We start from the raw sequence: 15,845 nt of genomic DNA, 5'->3' as shown, positions 1-15,845 counted from the left end.
CGTTTTTATAAAACCGTATTTTATTTTTTAGGCAATAATGTTTTAGTGATCGCGATCGTAAATATTTGTTTCAAAAAAGGTGGCACAGAAAGACGTGACAACGCTCAACAAAATAGCGCGTCAGAAAGGAATTTTTGGCAGGGTAACGCCTGGCGGGAAGCAAAAAAAAGCCTCCACAGGGAGGCTCAGTTAACGCATATATCAGAAGGGGCTTATTCGCGTTCAACCGCCAGCGCCACGCCCTGGCCGCCGCCGATGCATAGCGTGGCCAGCCCTTTGCGGGCATCGCGTTTAATCATCTCGTGCACCAGGGAAACCAGAATGCGGCAGCCGGAAGCGCCAATCGGGTGGCCCAGCGCAATGGCGCCGCCGTTCACGTTCACCCGCCGCTCGTCCCATTCCAGTACCCTGCCCACCGAAATGGCCTGAGCGGCAAAGGCTTCGTTGGCTTCGATAAGATCGACTTCATCCAGCTTCCAGCCCGCGCGTTCAAGGCAGCGACGGGTGGCATGGACCGGCGCGATCCCCATCAGCGCCGGATCGACCCCCACGCTGGCAAAAGCGCGGATCCGCGCCAAAATCGGCAGCCCCAGCTCCTCGGCTTTAGCTTCGCTCATCATCATCACCGCCGCCGCGCCATCGTTAATGCTTGAGGCATTGCCGGCGGTGACCGAACCCTGCTGGTCAAAGGTCGGCAGCAGGCTGGCCAGCGCTTCTGCGCTGGGGTCGACGCGCGGCTGCTCATCGGTATCCACCAGGCGGGGGGTACCGTTGAGTTCACTGGCCACCGGCACGATTTCATCGCGAAAGCGTCCGGAATCAATCGCCCGCCGCGCTTTGTGCTGCGAGCTAAGCGCCCACGCATCCTGCAGTTCACGGCTGATGCCATACTCGCGCGCCAGGTTCTCCGCCGTCACGCCCATATGGTAGTCGTTAAACGCATCCCACAGGCCATCGTGGACAAGGCTGTCGATAAGCTGGCTATTGCCCAACTGGGCGCCGGTACGGCTGTCGGTCAGCACGTGCGGGGCGCGGCTCATATTCTCCTGCCCGCCGGCGATCACCACGTCCGCTTCGCCGCACTGAATCGCCTGGGTCGCCAGGTGCAGCGCCTTCAGTCCGGAACCGCAGACGTCGTTGATGGTAATAGCAGAAACGGTATTAGGCAGCCCGCCGCGGATCGCCGACTGACGCGCCGGATTCTGTCCGGTTCCTGCCGTCAGCACCTGGCCGAGGATCACCTCATCAATACTTTGCGGATCGACGCCGCTGCGCTCAACAAGCGCCTTCACCACCACGCTGCCCAGCTCCACCGCCGAATGACGCGACAGCGCGCCCTGAAAACAGCCGATTGGCGTTCGCAACGCGCCGACGATTACGACATCTTTCATCCTCTACCTCTGCTCCGCCTCTGCGCAAAGAAACAGCATCATAGTAGTGAATTGTTATCAAAAATTTTCGCAATTGTTTAAAAAAAGTGAGGGAAATCACAAAGATCGTCGGCGATGGTAAAAATGGCCCCTATTCGCGCCCGTGCCGCTGCAGATGCTGACGCAGCCAGCTTCCCGCTTCTCCCGGCGGCGCCTTTTTATTCCACAGCAAATCGGTGGAGATCATCCGCGGCCAGCCGGCAATATCCAGCGCCACCAGGCTTCCGCTCCCGGCGAACTCCTCCACCAGCGCGCTGGGCAAAATACACCATCCCAACCCCTGCGCCGCCATGCTGAACAGCAGCAGATAGTTAGGCGCCGACCATACCAGACCGCGCGCCGGTTCCGCCGTATTTTCCAGATAGGTGCTCAGGCGCAGCTCGCGCCAGCTGAACAGCTCGTCGCGGGTGACGCTGCCCTGGGCCGCCAGCGGGTGCCGGGGCGCCACGAAGATAGCCATTTCGGTTTGCATCGGCAGCCGGATACTGCCTATTTCTGTCGGGTAGCTGTCCCTGGCCTCAATCAGCCCCACCTGCGCCCGCTCCTTTTGCAGCAGATCGATAACGTCGTCGTCTTCGCCAATCAGGCACTCAAATTCGGTGTGCGGAAAACGACGATCGAACTGCGCCAGCAGATCTTCCAGCACATCGGGATGCAGCGTATCGGAGAGCACAAAGGTCAGACGCGCTTCGGTGTTGCCAGACAGCGAAATGGCCAGCTCATCCAGCCTGTCGCTGGCCGCCAGAATCGCCTTCACGTAGCTCAACACCTGTTCGCCCTGCGGCGTGAGCGTCGGCTGTCTGGAGGTGCGATCGAACAACGTCACGCCAAGATCGGCTTCCAGGTTGGCGATTGCGGTGCTGATGGTGGACTGGCTTTTGCGCAGCCGCCGCGCCGCGGCAGAGAATGAACCGCAGGCCACGGATTCGACAAACGCGGTTAAAGCTTCGGGAGAATAGCGCATGAACTATCTACTTTATCGATGGATACTATCTTTTGTTTATCATATTTATCCATAAAATGCCGGGTAATTTCATATAAAGACCGGAGGCAACAAGCCATGCAACAAGTCAACGCCCAGCGCAAAACGCTGACGGAACGGGTAATCCACGCGATAAGCTTTGAAGGTCTGGCGACGCTGATCCTCGCCCCAACCGCCGCATGGCTCATGCAGCGTTCGGTCGTTGAAATGGGCGGGCTCAGTATCCTGCTCGCGACGCTGGCGATGGTCTGGAACATTATCTATAACGCCCTCTTCGACCGGCTGTGGCCGGTAACCCGGGTCGTCCGTACCCTGCGGGTCCGCGCGCTGCACGCGATCGGCTTCGAGTCAGGCTTTATTATTATCGGCGTCACGATGGTCGCACTGGTGCTGGGCGTTTCGCTGATGCAGGCGTTTATGCTGGAAATCGGCTTTATGCTGTTCTTCCTGCCCTACACCATGGCCTTTAACTGGGTCTGGGATATGCTGCGCGAGCGGGTCATTAAGGTTCGCCAGCAGCGGATCGCCGCCCGCGAGTAATCTTTAGCAAAGCGCCCGGCCGGTAACGGGCGCTCCGCCGCTTCATTTCTGCGCCAGAAACTATCGCCACAGCTCATCCATAAATGTGATAAATTGCACTCCTTTTTGTTCGTTTTCTGGTTGATAAAGTCGCATAATGTCTAAAATTTGGTCTAAAGAAGAAACTCTCTGGAGTTTCGCCTTATATGGCACTGCTGTAGGCGCTGGCACGTTATTCTTGCCGATCCAACTGGGATCCGCGGGCGCTATCGTTCTGTTCATCACCGCGCTGGTCGCCTGGCCGTTAACCTACTGGCCGCATAAAGCGCTGAGCCAGTTTATTCTCTCCGCCAACATCGCCCCGGGCGCGGGGATCACCGGCGCCGTTAATCACTATTACGGTAAAAAGATCGGTAGCCTGATTACCGGCCTCTATTTCCTCGCCTTTTTCGTGGTGGTGCTGATCTACGCCGTCGCCATTACCAACTCGCTCGCGGAGCAGCTCTCCAGACATGTACCCATCACTTCTCAGGTCAGGGCGCTGCTCAGCCTGGGCGTGGTGCTGGTGCTGAATCTGATCTTTTTAATGGGCCGCCACGTCACGATTAAAGTCATGGGCTTTTTAGTCTTCCCGCTGATCGCCTGTTTCCTGTTCCTCTCCATCTATTTAATGGGCAGCTGGCAGCCGGCTTATCTGACCAGCCAGATGCAGCTGACCCCGCACACGTTCCACCAAATCTGGATCTCGATTCCCGTGATGGTTTTCGCTTTTAGCCATACGCCGATCATATCGACTTTTGCTATCGATCAGCAGGAGAAATACGGCGAGCAGGCCATGGGTAAATGCAAAAAAATCATGAAGGTGGCCTACACCCTCATCTGCGCCAGCGTGCTGTTTTTCGTCTTCAGCTGCCTGCTGTCGATACCGGCGAGCTATATTGAAACCGCCCGCCATCAAGGGGTCACCATTCTTTCCGCCCTGTCGATGATGCCGGGGTCGCCGGCGTGGCTGGCGATCACCGGAATTATTGTGGCGGTGGTGGCGATGTCGAAATCGTTCCTTGGCACCTATTTTGGCGTGATTGAAGGGGCCAGTGAAATCGTCAAAACGTCCCTCGCCCAGGCGGGGATTCGTAAAAGCCGCGCGTTTAACCGGGCGATGTCGATCCTGCTGGTTTCGACGCTGACCTTCGTGGTGTGCTTTATCAATCCCAACGCTATCTCAATGATTTACGCCGTCAGCGGCCCGCTTATCGCGATGATCCTGTTCATCATGCCAACCCTCTCCACGTATCTTATTCCGGCGCTGAAGCCCTACCGCTCGGTAGGTAGCTTTATTACCCTGGTTGTCGGTTTGCTCTGCGTGTCGGTAATGTTTTTTAGCTAATCCTCTCCGTGCGGTGAGTCTTTTCCTCGCCGCACGTTCTGCCAACATTCTCCCCCCACCAATCTCCCTGACGGACATACACTTATCCCTTGCACACCAAGAAAGCAGGGGTTTATATGTCCAGCGTAAAATTATCCGGTACTGCGACGTTAGGCGATCGTCAGGTTTATCGTCTGGGATACGGGGCGATGCAGCTTGCGGGGCCCGGCGTCTTCGGCCCGCCAAAAGATCCGCAAACCGCTATCCGCGTACTGCAGGAAGCGGTCGAGTCGGGCGTCAATCATATTGATACCTCCGATTTTTACGGTCCACACGTGACTAATCAGCTCATTCGCCAGGCGCTGCATCCCTATTCCGCCGATCTGTGCATCGTGACCAAAGTCAGCGCTCGCCGCGACGATAAAGGCAACTGGCTGCCCGCGATGTCGCCCGCGGAGCTCACTGCGGCGGTGGAGGACAATCTGCGCAATCTGGGCCTCGACGTGCTTGAGGTGGTGAACCTGCGCAGTATGCTCGGCACGCATGGCCCGGTTGAAGGTTCGCTGGAGGGGCCCTTAACCACCCTTCTGGAGCTGAAAGAACGCGGGTTGATTCGCCATATCGGGCTGAGTAACGTCACCGCCAGACAGGTGAGCGATGCGCAAAAACTGACGCCAATCGTCTGCGTTCAGAACCAATATAACGTGGCGAACCGTCAGGACGATCCGCTGATCGACGAGCTGGCGGCGCAAAATATCGCCTGGGTGCCCTTTTTCCCCCTCGGCGGTTTTACCCCGCTTCAGGCCCGGGAGCTTAACGACGTCGCCGCTTCGCTTGACGCCACGCCGATGCAGGTGGCGCTGGCCTGGCTACTCCAGCGCTCGCCGAATATCCTGCTCATTCCGGGCACCTCCTCGCTACAGCATCTGCACGAGAATCTTGCCGCCGCGCAATTAACGCTCCCACCAGAAGCGTTAGCCATTCTGGATAATCTCCAGCCCCACTCCTGATTTCAGGCTTCTGCGGATCGATATTCGCAGAAGCCTTCTCCTCAATATTTGCCTGGAATTACCTTAACGCCACTGGCACTATACATCCTACAAATTAGGCGTTATCCGCTTTATTCTCTTACGGATAACCCTATGCAAAGCATAGATTTAAACTTTCTCGACTGGCCTCCTAATTGGAGGCTTCTGTCGTTTTTGTCTCGCCAAAATTTTCGAACTCTTGATTACAGGAAAAACAATATCTCATTCAAAGTTTATACAAATCAATTTAGCTGCAAAGATAGCTAACAACATCAAATGCTCATAAAAACATCTGGTTAACACAATCAGAATGTTTGTATTGCTATATAAAAAATCGACCACACACAATAACAATTTACAAGGATTTCACATGACAGAGGGAACGATAAAGACGAGTAAGTATGAAATTATTGCTATTTTCAGGGAAGAGCTCCGAAAGCAGGCGGAGATAGAAGTTTTTGTTAATAACAAAAGCACTATTACCCAGCTAACGCGGGTAGATTTTGCCGAGTTTCATATCTCCACCACCAGCAAAATCCCCGCGGGGCATAAAGTTAAATTTATTCTGCATAGCGATTCAGGGAAAATCGAGTTTTGCTCTACGCTAAAGAAAAGCTATGCCGGCGGTGAAGGGAAATGCAGGAAGGTCGCATTTACCTTACCGGAATGTATCCAGGTGGTTCAACGCCGGCGCGATCCCCGATTCCGCCTGCGCCACGAGCACGAATTCTTCTGTCACGGCCGACACAAAAACGGAGAAAACTATCTATTCGAAATCAAAGACATTTCGGACGGCGGTTGCGCGCTGATGACCAGGAGCCCCAATCTGAAATTCCTCAGCCATAACGCCATCCTCAAGAACGCTATCCTCGCCCTCGCTGAATATGGCGAAATCACCGTAGATTTAGTTATAAAAAATGTTGTTATGGTGACTTTAGATGATAACGAGAAGTCAGATAGCTACTACCAGATTTCTTGTCAGTTTAAATTTCGCCATCTTGATAACAAGAAGCGAATAGAGAAAGTGCTGCTCGACTTGATTATGGAAGCCAAGAGAAAAAAGAGAGTCTGAACCATTGGACAGTATATTACTTTACACTGATGACAATATCATCGGGCAATCAATCCATGATTATATGATTGATCGCGCCAGGGATATCACCACCCTGAAATTTCAGGATATTGTGAAAGGGGTCGGCGCCTCCCCGGCAGCCACCGTTATTATCAATATCATCCACAAAGATATCTCTGCGGCCACAACGGTCGCATTACTGAACACTTTGCGCAAGCGCCTGACGCATTGCGCGCTGCTGGTGCTGATCGTCAAAAGCGAGCTGTCCAGCCTGTTCCGGGAGCTGCTTGATCTAGAAAACCTGTTGATTCTGACCGAAAAATCCTCGCTGGCAGATTACTCAGCCATCATCAGCAGGCCCTCAACCGCCGAAGGCTGCCAGGGGCTATGCACCCGCCGCAAGCTGACCGCCAGGGAACTTCAGGTGCTGGAGTTAATTATTGCCTGCAATAACAGTAAAAGGATTGCGGTGCTTCTCGACATTGATCATAAAACGGTCCACAGCCATAAGGTACATATTATGAAGAAACTCGGGATGAATAACTCGCGAATAATGAACAAAAGCATAGTCAATATGTATCAGTGCTAAAACCAAAAATATGTGGGTGACCAATCAAAACCCGATAATTTATTGGCGATAAGCCATTAATAATCATTCCCATCGGTAGAAAGGTCACCTATAATATTCTCCTCTCTTTACCTCTGACCTGATTTTTGACGAGAGATAATGAACGCAACTCTTTTTTCCAGGCATAATTTATCACGTAGCGATATATCCGTTCGTTATGTCTTTCAAAAAATGTTTTCCCCAAAAGGTACGCTCGTCGCCGTTGAGTGCCTGAGCCGCTTTGACCACCTCTCTATATCGCCGGAAAACTTCTTTCGCTACGCCAATACGGGACTACGCGAAAGCATTTTTATGGAACAGCTGGCGCTTATTGAAAAACATAAACAGTGGTTTAAGCAAAATGCTATCTCGGCGACGATTAATGTTGATGACCATATACTTAACGTATTGCAACGCCCGGAGATTAAAGCGCTCGTCGACCAAATCGGCTGCGTCCATTTTGAAGTGACCGAGAATTCCCATAATCTTTTGAATAATGCTCTCGCAACCTGGAATAACCCGCAAAGCACTACGCTCTGGCTCGATGATTTTGGCTCTGGCAACGCCGGTATTCACGCGATTCGCGACTATCATTTCGATTATGTCAAAATCGATAAAGACTTCTTCTGGCTTTTAATGCAAAAAGATTCCGGTCGTCCGTTAATGGATGCCCTCGTCACTTTCCTTTCCCGCAACCACCATAATGTGATTATTGAAGGTGTAGAAAGCGAAGCGCATAAGGCCTGGTTGCAGGGCATGGAATGGTTTGCTATTCAGGGACACTACTGGAAGGAAGTGAGCATTGAACAATTGGTCCAGGAAGATATCACCGCATAAATAAATGCCGGATAACTCCGGCATCAAAAGTCATACTCGCGCAATACCCTCTCCCCTTCAATTATAAACGAGCTCCCATGTTGCCCAACTGGTCAACGGGCCGCTGGTTGCTTTTTCCGGCGCGGGGGTCACGTAGCCGATGTAATAGGTAAATACGCCGCCATCGACCGCTTTTTCGACCAGCGGCACCCGGTTTTGCAAGGGGTCGGCCGGGACGATTTTATTACTTTTATCGAGGGTATTATTATCATTGGTCGACAGCGCGAGGAAAATATGGCTGGCGCCGTCCGCCCGCGTATTCCTCAGATAGCCAGCATTTTCATTGCCCACCGCATTGACCGTAAAGCCGTCAACCCAGCGGACGTTAACCAGGCGGATCTCGTCTTTATCCGCCGCGCCGCCGTCGTGACGCAGCTGGCAGTTCGAGAGTTCCAGCGTAAAAGGCTGCGGCTTCATAAATGCCCCGGCGCCGCGATCGTGTACTTCGGCCAGGCTGACCGGCGCCAGCCAGACGCTGCCGCTCCCCGCGTTGTTGCCGCCGTTCAGCGCCACGCTACAGGAGATATCCGTCACCCGTCCGGCAAAATCCACCCGCCCTCGATCGTAGTTGGTCTCAAAACCCGACGCCGGGGAGGCCATCAGCATCCCGCCGATCAGCGCCAGTTGAATGAGTCGTTTGCTATTTTTATATTGTGCTGAATCACGCATACCCGCCTCCCGAATTAATCGTACGTCAGGTTAAAGATCATGTGCGACTCTACCTCACCGGTACTGGTGGTCGGCGCATATTGATAGAAACGCGCATGCAGAGGCAGGGTGATGTATCGGGTTTCTTGCGTGCGCAGCGTACCGACGCTGTATTTCTTGTTGAATTCCAGCGGTACGCCCTCTTTCAGAACCTGGATACCAATTCCTTTCGCCAACGAGGAGCCGGATTTTTCGTTCAGCAGCGCGCCTCGGCTCACCGTGGTGCCGGTGGCCAGCGTGCCGGAGAAAGAGGTCTGGATATTGGCGTATCCCGACTCGCTTAACCCGCCGCTGCACTGCAGCTCAATATTAAAATCCTTCCCGCCCGCGGTGGTGCCGACGCCGTTGAGATCGCTGCGCTTGATGGTACCGACATCGACGTTCATATTTTTGCCGCTCAGGATGGTACATGAGGGCGATACCACGGTGATGGCGTTGGCGCTCAGGCGGGTTTCGAGGATCGGGTTATTGCCGTTCTCCCAGTCGTAAGAGGTGTACTTACCTGCCGCCAGGGTTCCGCTGCCGGTCACGCTCGCGGTTTTAATCACCTCCAGCGTAAAGCGGGAGCCTTCCAGCGAGTAATTCGTGGTCCGGCTGACGTAGCTGGAGAACGTGTCAGGGTAGATAATATTGACCGTCGCCCCGCCGCGGCTGAACCGCAGGCCGATCCCGGGCACGTTGGTGGAATAAATTTTATTTCCCAGATCGGTCGCCCCGGGGGCGACGATTTTGGCCACAAAGCGGTTAGTGCCGCTGCTGCAGCTATAGCTGGCCCCGCCCGGCGCCGACATGGTCCAGTCCCGGGACACGATCACCGATCCTACCGGCAGATCCGGCGGAACCACCACCCGGCCCACAACCATGTCGAGGCTAACCGTCGGCTGCGACAGGCGCGTACAGTACGCCCATGCCGACGTGGTCCCCATCGCCATTAAGCCAATAAAAAGCGTCAGTTTTTTCATTAGCGACATAGCGTTTCCTTTGTTTTTTCCTGACTTAATTCCACCGAGCACTGTCCGCCGCTCCACTTAACCGTGGCCTTCGGCGCGCTGGCGTCGCTGATAAACATCATGCTGCCCTGGCCCACCACGCCGATCTCTTTCCCGGAGGGGTTGTAAATCGTGGCGGCGAACGGTAGCGGCAGACCGTTTGCCTGACGCGCCTGCAGAGTGACGTTGTTCTGCAGCGTGGTATCGAAGGAGACCTTGACCACGCTCCCTTCCCACGGCACCACCTGCGCCACGGTACTGCCGAAGGCGACATCGTCGTTGCTGCCTTTCGGGTCAATTTCAACGGAATTTATCCGGTAAGGCCGCAGATACGGCAGAATGGCGTAGCCGTTGCTGTCGATGCGGGTACCCGGCGAGCCGGGCAACATCGCCCCCGCGGCGTCTTTCGCTTCGATCAGCGCCATGGTGGTGCCGCTTTCCGGCGAGAATACGACGCCGTGCTGATGCGCGATCAGCGTCCCGCTGGCGCCTACGCCGCTCTGGCGATAGCCTTCGCCCTGGCTATAGCTGCCGTTCAGCGTGGTCCACGGGGTACGGTAGCTGCCGTTCAGCGCCACATCGTGCTGACCGCCGGTAGAGGTCGTGGTCGACACGCCGTAGTTGAGGTTGTTTTCACTATCCAGCGAACCGTTGACGCCAATCTGCGAACTGGCGAAGCGTGAGTTATTAAACGCGGTATTCGATGTCAGGTTAGCCGTACGGTTTTCACCGAACCACAGCGGGTAGCTGAAGTTGAGTGACACGCGATCGTCGCGACGGTGGCCGGAGCTATCCGGGGTATAGACGCGCTGGGCGCTGACCGACCACGAGAGCCGACCGTACATGTTGTTGTAACTAAACTGGTACTGCTTCTCCGTTCCCGAACGGTTCCAGTAATCCGCCACCCGGCCGCTCAGGTAAAAACCGCCCCAGCCGTCCGGCAGGTTCTGGTTGACGGTAAAGGTCATCCCGTTTTTCTGGCGCCACACGGTGTAGTTGCTGTTGTAGTTCTTCTCCTGATCGACGGCGTAGAGGGCGTCGTTCAGGTTGTAGTAGCCTTTGGTGGAGTAGCGATACGCCGCCAGCACGATGCTGGTCTGGGTTTCGGTAAACATGCGGTTAAAGGTGGCGCGATAGCTTTGACCGTGCTCGTCAAGGGTATCGCTCTTCAGCCGCGAGTGAGTCACGTCGAAGGAGAGCGCGCCGATGCCGGTATTCATCCCGGTCCCCAGCAGGAACGCCTGATAGTCATCAAATCCGGTGACGCCGGTATAGCCGGTAAACAGGTTATTTAAACCATGCTGCCAGGTTCCCTGGTAGAGCATCGGTTTATTACGCAGCGAACTATCGTCGACTTTACCGGCGGAGAGCGCGTAGCGGGTCATTCCCGGACGCAGCAGCTGCGCTACCGAGGCGTAAGGTACGCTAAATACCTCGACCGAACCATCGGCCTCTTTAACCGACACTTCAAGGTCGCTACCGTAGCCGGAAGGATAGACATCCTGCAGGGTAAACGGCCCCGGCGGCACCGTGGTCTGATAGATAATATTGCTGCCCTGGCGCACCGTCACCAGGGCGTTGCTTTGCGCCACGCCGCGAATTTCAGGGGCGTAGGAGCGCATTCCGTCGGGGAACATATTGTCATCGGTCGCCAGGTTAACCCCGCGCAGGCCGATGGTGTCAAAGAACTCGCCGTTGGTAAAAATCTGCCCGCCGCTGACTATCGAGTTAATCTGCGGAATCGGCCGCTGCAGATAGGTCTGGTTGCTGTTCCAGTGCGCTTTCCCCTGCTGCTGCTGCCAGTTCAGGTTACCGATATGCTTGAGCAGCCAGCCGTCCCACGACAGGCCCGCGTTAACGCCAAGATACGCGCTGCTGTTATCGGAACCGTTGGCCGAGGAGATATGGCTGTTCCAGGCGTTGGCCATCCAGCCTAAATTCAGCGCCGCAACGCCTTTATCCCAGAACTGCGGGCTGACAAAGTTTTTCAGGCGCTGATCTTCGTAGATTTGCGGTACGGCAATATCCAGTCTCAGGGAGGACTGAATCAGCGTGTCTTTGACGTTATCTTCGTGACGCCACTCCTGTAGGCGTCCGCAGAAGCCCTCTTTTTCGCTGAGCTGCGGATTTAATTTTTCCGGCGAAATCCCATACTGCATCAGCATCGCTTTGGTATAGCAGACGCCCATTTTGCCGTCTTTACCGGCGGTGATTTTCAGGTCGTAGCGCCCTTTCCATTCGCCGTTGGTATAGACATCAAGGGAGTAGACGCCCTCGCTGATAGCGCTGGTCGAGAAGCGCGACAGGTCGACCTTTTCGCGACTGCCAACGATAAAACCATCGTTAAATTGATAGATCGTTCCCGGGTTTTCCTGTCCGCTGGAAAATGGCGGAAAGCAGCACAGCGCAACCGCGATAGCCGTGCTTAATCTTCCCGGGCAGATTGACCTCTGCTTCATGATCGTTTCCCTTATTTGACGGTAACTTTCACTGCGACATCTGCACCATAATCATTAATGTTGTTAACGGTCAGGGTCTCGCCTTTGCTCACCGCTGAAGAGAGGGCGATGGTCTGGCTGGACTGCGGGGCAAACATGACCGTTTTGCTGTTGAGCGCTTTGCCGCCGTTACGGGAGATACGGCTTACGGTGATATAAAAGGGCGTTGGGTTACTGACGGACAGGCTGCTGCCGTTAGCGGAGAGCGCCAGTTTTTCTGCCGCAGCGTCGCGATTGCCTAGCCCGGCAGGGCGATAAATAAACTTAAAGCGCGAACGAATCGCCAGCTGCAGAATATTTTGCCCTTCGTTTTTCTGGCTGGCCTCAACCGGCGGTATTTCCAGAAGGTTCAGCCACCACAGCGTCTCTTTATCTTTAGCCAGCCCTGCATTACTGCCGAGCTTAATACGCAGGGTTTGACCGCTTTTCGCATCAACCCGGGAAATAGGCGGCGTGATAATAAAGGGGGTAGTAATGGTATCCGGCGTCGCGTCGGCATTACCGTTATCCAGCCAGGCTTGCGCCAGCGCCGGACGGTCGGCGGTGTTAGAGAGCTGCACCGTTATTTCTTTTTCATTTCCTGGATAAATAAAGCGGGTACCGTTAACAATAATATTATTGGCATGGGCCGCAAAACTAAAAATGAAACAGAAAAAAAGGGCAATACGCTTCATGCTGACCTCAGAATAAAAAAATAAGCGGCAGCAGTGGCCGCTTTATTATTGTTGTATACCCTGAATAATTCGAATTACAGAAAGGCGGCCAGAGAGTGACTGGGGTGAGCAAACGTCGCCAACGCCTGTGCCATTCGAAGTATGACGGGTATAAACCGCCCCGGCGCGAGGCGGCTTTATCTCTCAGTCGATATTACTGATAAGTAATTTCGTAAGTCGCGTAGCTGTTAACCACACCGGTGGTAACCGTGGTCGGGGTGCTGGTCGCGTAGCCGACGTAGTAAGTGAAGCGCGCGCCATCCTGAACGGCAGAGGCATCACCGGCCGCTTTAGGCTGGGTGCTGTCGCCCGGGATGATTTTGTTGGTCAGCGCGGTGGCGTTGTCGGTGGAGAGAACCAGCTGGATATTCTGCGCGCCGGCGGCTTCGGTGTTAGCCAGGTAGCCCTGCTGTTTAGCGGTTGCGCCCGCCAGCAGGTTACCGCCGGTCCAGTTCACGCCCAGTTTGCTCACATCATCCTGTTTGGTGCCATCAGCCGCCTGGCAGTCAGAAACATCGATGGTGAAAGATTTCGGTTTCAGATAGGTATCCGCCGCGGCAGCTTTAACTTCCGTTAAAGTCACTGGTGACAGATAAACGTTCGCATCGCTGCCCTGGCCGTTTACGGAAACAGTACAAGATACGTCGGTAACTTTACCGAAGAAATTAACCTGACCGCCGCCTACATTGGTATCAGCAGCATTTGCCGCAGCCATACCAAAAAACGCAGTTGCCATTGCAGCAGAGAGAAGAACCTTTTTCATTGCCATTTCCTTGTCAGAGTGAATTAAGTATCAATGAGCAAACAGTTAATACGCACAAAAGTCAGAAGCGATTTGCGATGCTCACTTTTGCAACTGTTAATAGAAACTTCGACTGACCGGAAGCCGCAATATTTAAGGCGTCAGGAACGAACTCGATAAAAGAATTCGTCAAGGCTGTCGGCGTCAAAGAATGCTATTTTTCGCTGACAAATATACATATGTTCACGAGCTGTTAATCAATGTAACAGATAGCTCACAACTATTAATTACTGGAGATTGATAGCAAGAAACAAAGCTATTGTTATTTACACTGAAGGGGAAAAGACAATATGGAATTAACAATATAGCAACCTATAGTTGCATAAAAGGTTATTTCTCTACAGAAAGAACAATCCTAATCCGTCAGCAGTCTCCCTTTTTCGTCAGTTGAAAATGCAGATACAACGCGCGCCACCCTGCCGGCGTAATCGTCACTTCGCGAAATCCCGCGGTAGTGCTAAACCAGCCGTTCTCCAGACCGTGCTGCAGCAGCGCCGCGCCCGCTGCCCCCCCAAGATGAAAGCGTCGTTCGCTCCAGTCCAGACAGCCGCAGCAGGCTTTGCGCCGGGAGCCGCGCTTCACCACCACTCCCAGCCGGGCAAAGTGCGCTTTCCCGGCGGGCGTCAGCGCCGTTCCGTCAGGCGTTATCCACGCTTCACGCTGCAGAAAATCATACAGCGATACCGCCACTTCTCCGGCCAGATGATCGTAACAGGTGCGCGCCAGGCGCAAATTGACCGGCGTGCTGGTTGCGAGCGCCACCGCGCGCTTGCCGGCCATGGTCATCATATTCTCCAGCAAACCGGCGACATCGCTACCGGCGAGGCGGTAGTAGCGATGCCGGCCCTGAGCAAGGCAGATTAATAAACCGCTGTTGACCAGGCGGCTAAGATGCGCGCTGGCGGTCGAAGGGGAAATATCGGCGACGGCAGAAAGCTCGGTCGCCGTCCACGCCCGGCCGTCCATTAAGGCGCACAGTATCTTCAGGCGCGAGGCATCCGCCATCGCCGACGCCACTGCCGCCATCGCTTCGGCCAGGGACTCATCGTCTTCAATTAGCTCAACAGGTTTTAACATAGTGCCTCGCTTATTTTCCCTAACCACAAACAGCAGCCAGAGTACCGGGGATGGGCAGGTTAAGCACGGTATTCGCGCAGCACCTGAGCCACCCGAATGTGATAACAGGCGAAAATACTCTCCCGCCCCTCTTTCTGCGCAGCCTGATGGCAAAGGTTGCGTTTCCACGCCTGCACCGCTTCCTCATCCCGCCACCAGGAGAGCGACAAAATTTTCCCCGGTGTGGTCAGGCTTTGGAAACGCTCAATGGCAATAAAACCGTCAATATTGTTCAGCAGCGGCTTCAGCTCCGCCGCCAGCGCTAAGTAACGTTCCTGACTCGCCGGAGTGACCTCGGCTTCAAAGAGTACGGCAATCATCCCATTGTCCTCACGCAATCTGTGTGAGGGTCACTGTATCTTTTCACCCTGGCTCAATGCTTCGTTGACGGGCGAAATATCGCCGCCCCATTTGTTCAAAAAACAGCCAATGCATTCACATTAAAAATAATTAATCACGCGAGGCGAGAAAACTGCGCGGCTGTTGAGATCGTTTTCCACGGCGAAAGAGACGCTGCAGAATAAATCATCTGTTTGTTTTTATTGGAAATAAAAAATTAAAATTTAGACATTCGTCATCATACCGTCACAAAAGTGTGATCTAAATCGCACTTTTTGCAACGCGCGTTATAGTTAGCAGACTTATTATAAGTCCATCGAAAGCAACAACGCTTTCCACCATAAAAGTTAAAAGGATAAACACCATGAAAAACGTAAAATTACTTGCCGCTGCCGGTATGCTGTCTCTGGTCTCTTTCGCTAGCTTCGCTCAGCCTGTTAGCGTAACCGCTGATACGCTGGACAACGCCGAAGCCAAAATCGCCGCCATTGCTAAAGACCAGGGCCAGTCTTACCACATTACCGAAGCGTATACCGGTAACCAGGTTCATATGACCGCCGAGCTGTCTAAATAACCGAATGGTTGCAGAGGGAGCTGCCGGACAGGTCGCCTGACGGCGGCTGGTCTGGCTCCCGCCACATAATAAGCACACAGCAATGTCGAGCCCCTTGATGGGGCTTTTTTTGTTGCTGGCGAACAGTGCCCCCACAGCCTGGTTTGTGGGTTCACTGCCGTCTGCGGTGCCGTAGCCCGGACAGATGCGCAGCATCGCCTCCGGGAAATTCAGCCACTCTGCGCGC

16 protein-coding genes are annotated in these 15,845 nt (G+C 54.2%); 7 read left to right on the top strand and 9 right to left on the bottom strand.

Features of this window, described 5'->3' with window-relative positions:
- Positions 1 to 212: 212 nt before the first annotated feature.
- Positions 213 to 1,391 carry an acetyl-CoA C-acetyltransferase gene (locus ABLU96_RS06485; RefSeq protein ID WP_064378369.1) on the bottom strand — a complete coding sequence of 393 codons (1,179 nt, stop codon included), beginning with the start codon at positions 1,389 to 1,391 and terminating at the stop codon, positions 213 to 215.
- A gap of 130 nt (positions 1,392 to 1,521) precedes the next feature.
- On the bottom strand, positions 1,522 to 2,394 hold the full coding sequence (locus tag ABLU96_RS06480; RefSeq protein WP_064404185.1) for a LysR family transcriptional regulator: 873 nt from the start codon (positions 2,392 to 2,394) through the stop codon (positions 1,522 to 1,524).
- 96 nt (positions 2,395 to 2,490) lie between these two features.
- Between ABLU96_RS06480 and ABLU96_RS06475 the strand changes: the two genes are divergently transcribed.
- From ABLU96_RS06475 to ABLU96_RS06450, 6 genes are all read left to right on the top strand, one after another.
- Entirely contained in the window at positions 2,491 to 2,952 is a 462-nt protein-coding gene (locus ABLU96_RS06475) for a multidrug/biocide efflux PACE transporter (RefSeq protein WP_025107400.1), read from the top strand.
- A 136-nt stretch (positions 2,953 to 3,088) separates the two neighbouring features.
- Entirely contained in the window at positions 3,089 to 4,318 is a 1,230-nt protein-coding gene (locus ABLU96_RS06470) for an amino acid permease (protein WP_032720123.1), read from the top strand.
- A 116-nt stretch (positions 4,319 to 4,434) separates the two neighbouring features.
- Positions 4,435 to 5,307, top strand: a complete 873-nt coding sequence (locus ABLU96_RS06465) for an aldo/keto reductase family oxidoreductase (RefSeq protein ID WP_014226693.1) — start codon at positions 4,435 to 4,437, stop codon at positions 5,305 to 5,307.
- 388 nt (positions 5,308 to 5,695) lie between these two features.
- Positions 5,696 to 6,397 carry a pilus assembly protein PilZ gene (locus ABLU96_RS06460; RefSeq protein WP_014226694.1) on the top strand — a complete coding sequence of 234 codons (702 nt, stop codon included), beginning with the start codon at positions 5,696 to 5,698 and terminating at the stop codon, positions 6,395 to 6,397.
- Between the two features lie 4 nt (positions 6,398 to 6,401).
- Positions 6,402 to 6,986, top strand: a complete 585-nt coding sequence (locus tag ABLU96_RS06455; protein WP_025107398.1) for a helix-turn-helix transcriptional regulator — start codon at positions 6,402 to 6,404, stop codon at positions 6,984 to 6,986.
- A 138-nt stretch (positions 6,987 to 7,124) separates the two neighbouring features.
- Complete coding sequence (locus ABLU96_RS06450; protein ID WP_032694725.1) at positions 7,125 to 7,841, top strand: EAL domain-containing protein; 717 nt, start codon at positions 7,125 to 7,127, stop codon at positions 7,839 to 7,841.
- 57 nt (positions 7,842 to 7,898) lie between these two features.
- On the opposite strand, the gene ABLU96_RS06445 is transcribed toward ABLU96_RS06450, so the two are convergent.
- From ABLU96_RS06445 to ABLU96_RS06415, 7 genes are all read right to left on the bottom strand, one after another.
- Positions 7,899 to 8,486 carry a type 1 fimbrial protein gene (locus ABLU96_RS06445; RefSeq protein WP_142395354.1) on the bottom strand — a complete coding sequence of 196 codons (588 nt, stop codon included), beginning with the start codon at positions 8,484 to 8,486 and terminating at the stop codon, positions 7,899 to 7,901.
- A gap of 77 nt (positions 8,487 to 8,563) precedes the next feature.
- Complete coding sequence (locus ABLU96_RS06440) at positions 8,564 to 9,559, bottom strand: fimbrial protein (RefSeq protein WP_004124708.1); 996 nt, start codon at positions 9,557 to 9,559, stop codon at positions 8,564 to 8,566.
- Complete coding sequence (locus tag ABLU96_RS06435; RefSeq protein ID WP_014839452.1) at positions 9,550 to 12,036, bottom strand: fimbria/pilus outer membrane usher protein; 2,487 nt, start codon at positions 12,034 to 12,036, stop codon at positions 9,550 to 9,552. Before ABLU96_RS06435 ends, ABLU96_RS06440 begins: the two co-directional genes overlap by 10 nt.
- Positions 12,037 to 12,047: 11 nt before the next feature.
- Positions 12,048 to 12,749, bottom strand: coding sequence for a molecular chaperone (locus ABLU96_RS06430; protein WP_000820820.1), 702 nt, complete (start codon positions 12,747 to 12,749; stop codon positions 12,048 to 12,050).
- A gap of 193 nt (positions 12,750 to 12,942) precedes the next feature.
- On the bottom strand, positions 12,943 to 13,551 hold the full coding sequence (mrkA, locus tag ABLU96_RS06425) for a type 3 fimbria major subunit MrkA (protein WP_001493056.1): 609 nt from the start codon (positions 13,549 to 13,551) through the stop codon (positions 12,943 to 12,945).
- A gap of 402 nt (positions 13,552 to 13,953) precedes the next feature.
- Complete coding sequence (locus tag ABLU96_RS06420; RefSeq protein ID WP_348862400.1) at positions 13,954 to 14,667, bottom strand: winged helix-turn-helix domain-containing protein; 714 nt, start codon at positions 14,665 to 14,667, stop codon at positions 13,954 to 13,956.
- 59 nt (positions 14,668 to 14,726) lie between these two features.
- Positions 14,727 to 15,026 (bottom strand): antibiotic biosynthesis monooxygenase, encoded by a 300-nt coding sequence (locus ABLU96_RS06415; protein WP_014226700.1) that lies wholly within the window; start codon positions 15,024 to 15,026, stop codon positions 14,727 to 14,729.
- Positions 15,027 to 15,409: 383 nt separating this feature from the next.
- On the opposite strand from ABLU96_RS06415, the gene ABLU96_RS06410 reads away from it, so the two are divergent.
- The gene (locus tag ABLU96_RS06410) at positions 15,410 to 15,619 is read left to right on the top strand and encodes a YdgH/BhsA/McbA-like domain containing protein (protein WP_014226701.1); all 210 of its coding nucleotides are present in this window, start codon (positions 15,410 to 15,412) and stop codon (positions 15,617 to 15,619) included.
- The last annotated feature ends 226 nt before the right edge of the window (positions 15,620 to 15,845 follow it).

This window comes from Klebsiella sp. CN_Kp106 (assembly GCF_040064575.1).
GTDB lineage: Bacteria > Pseudomonadota > Gammaproteobacteria > Enterobacterales > Enterobacteriaceae > Klebsiella > Klebsiella michiganensis.
The sequence above is the reverse complement of the archived record's forward strand: the minus strand, read 5'-3'. Positions and strand labels throughout refer to the sequence as shown.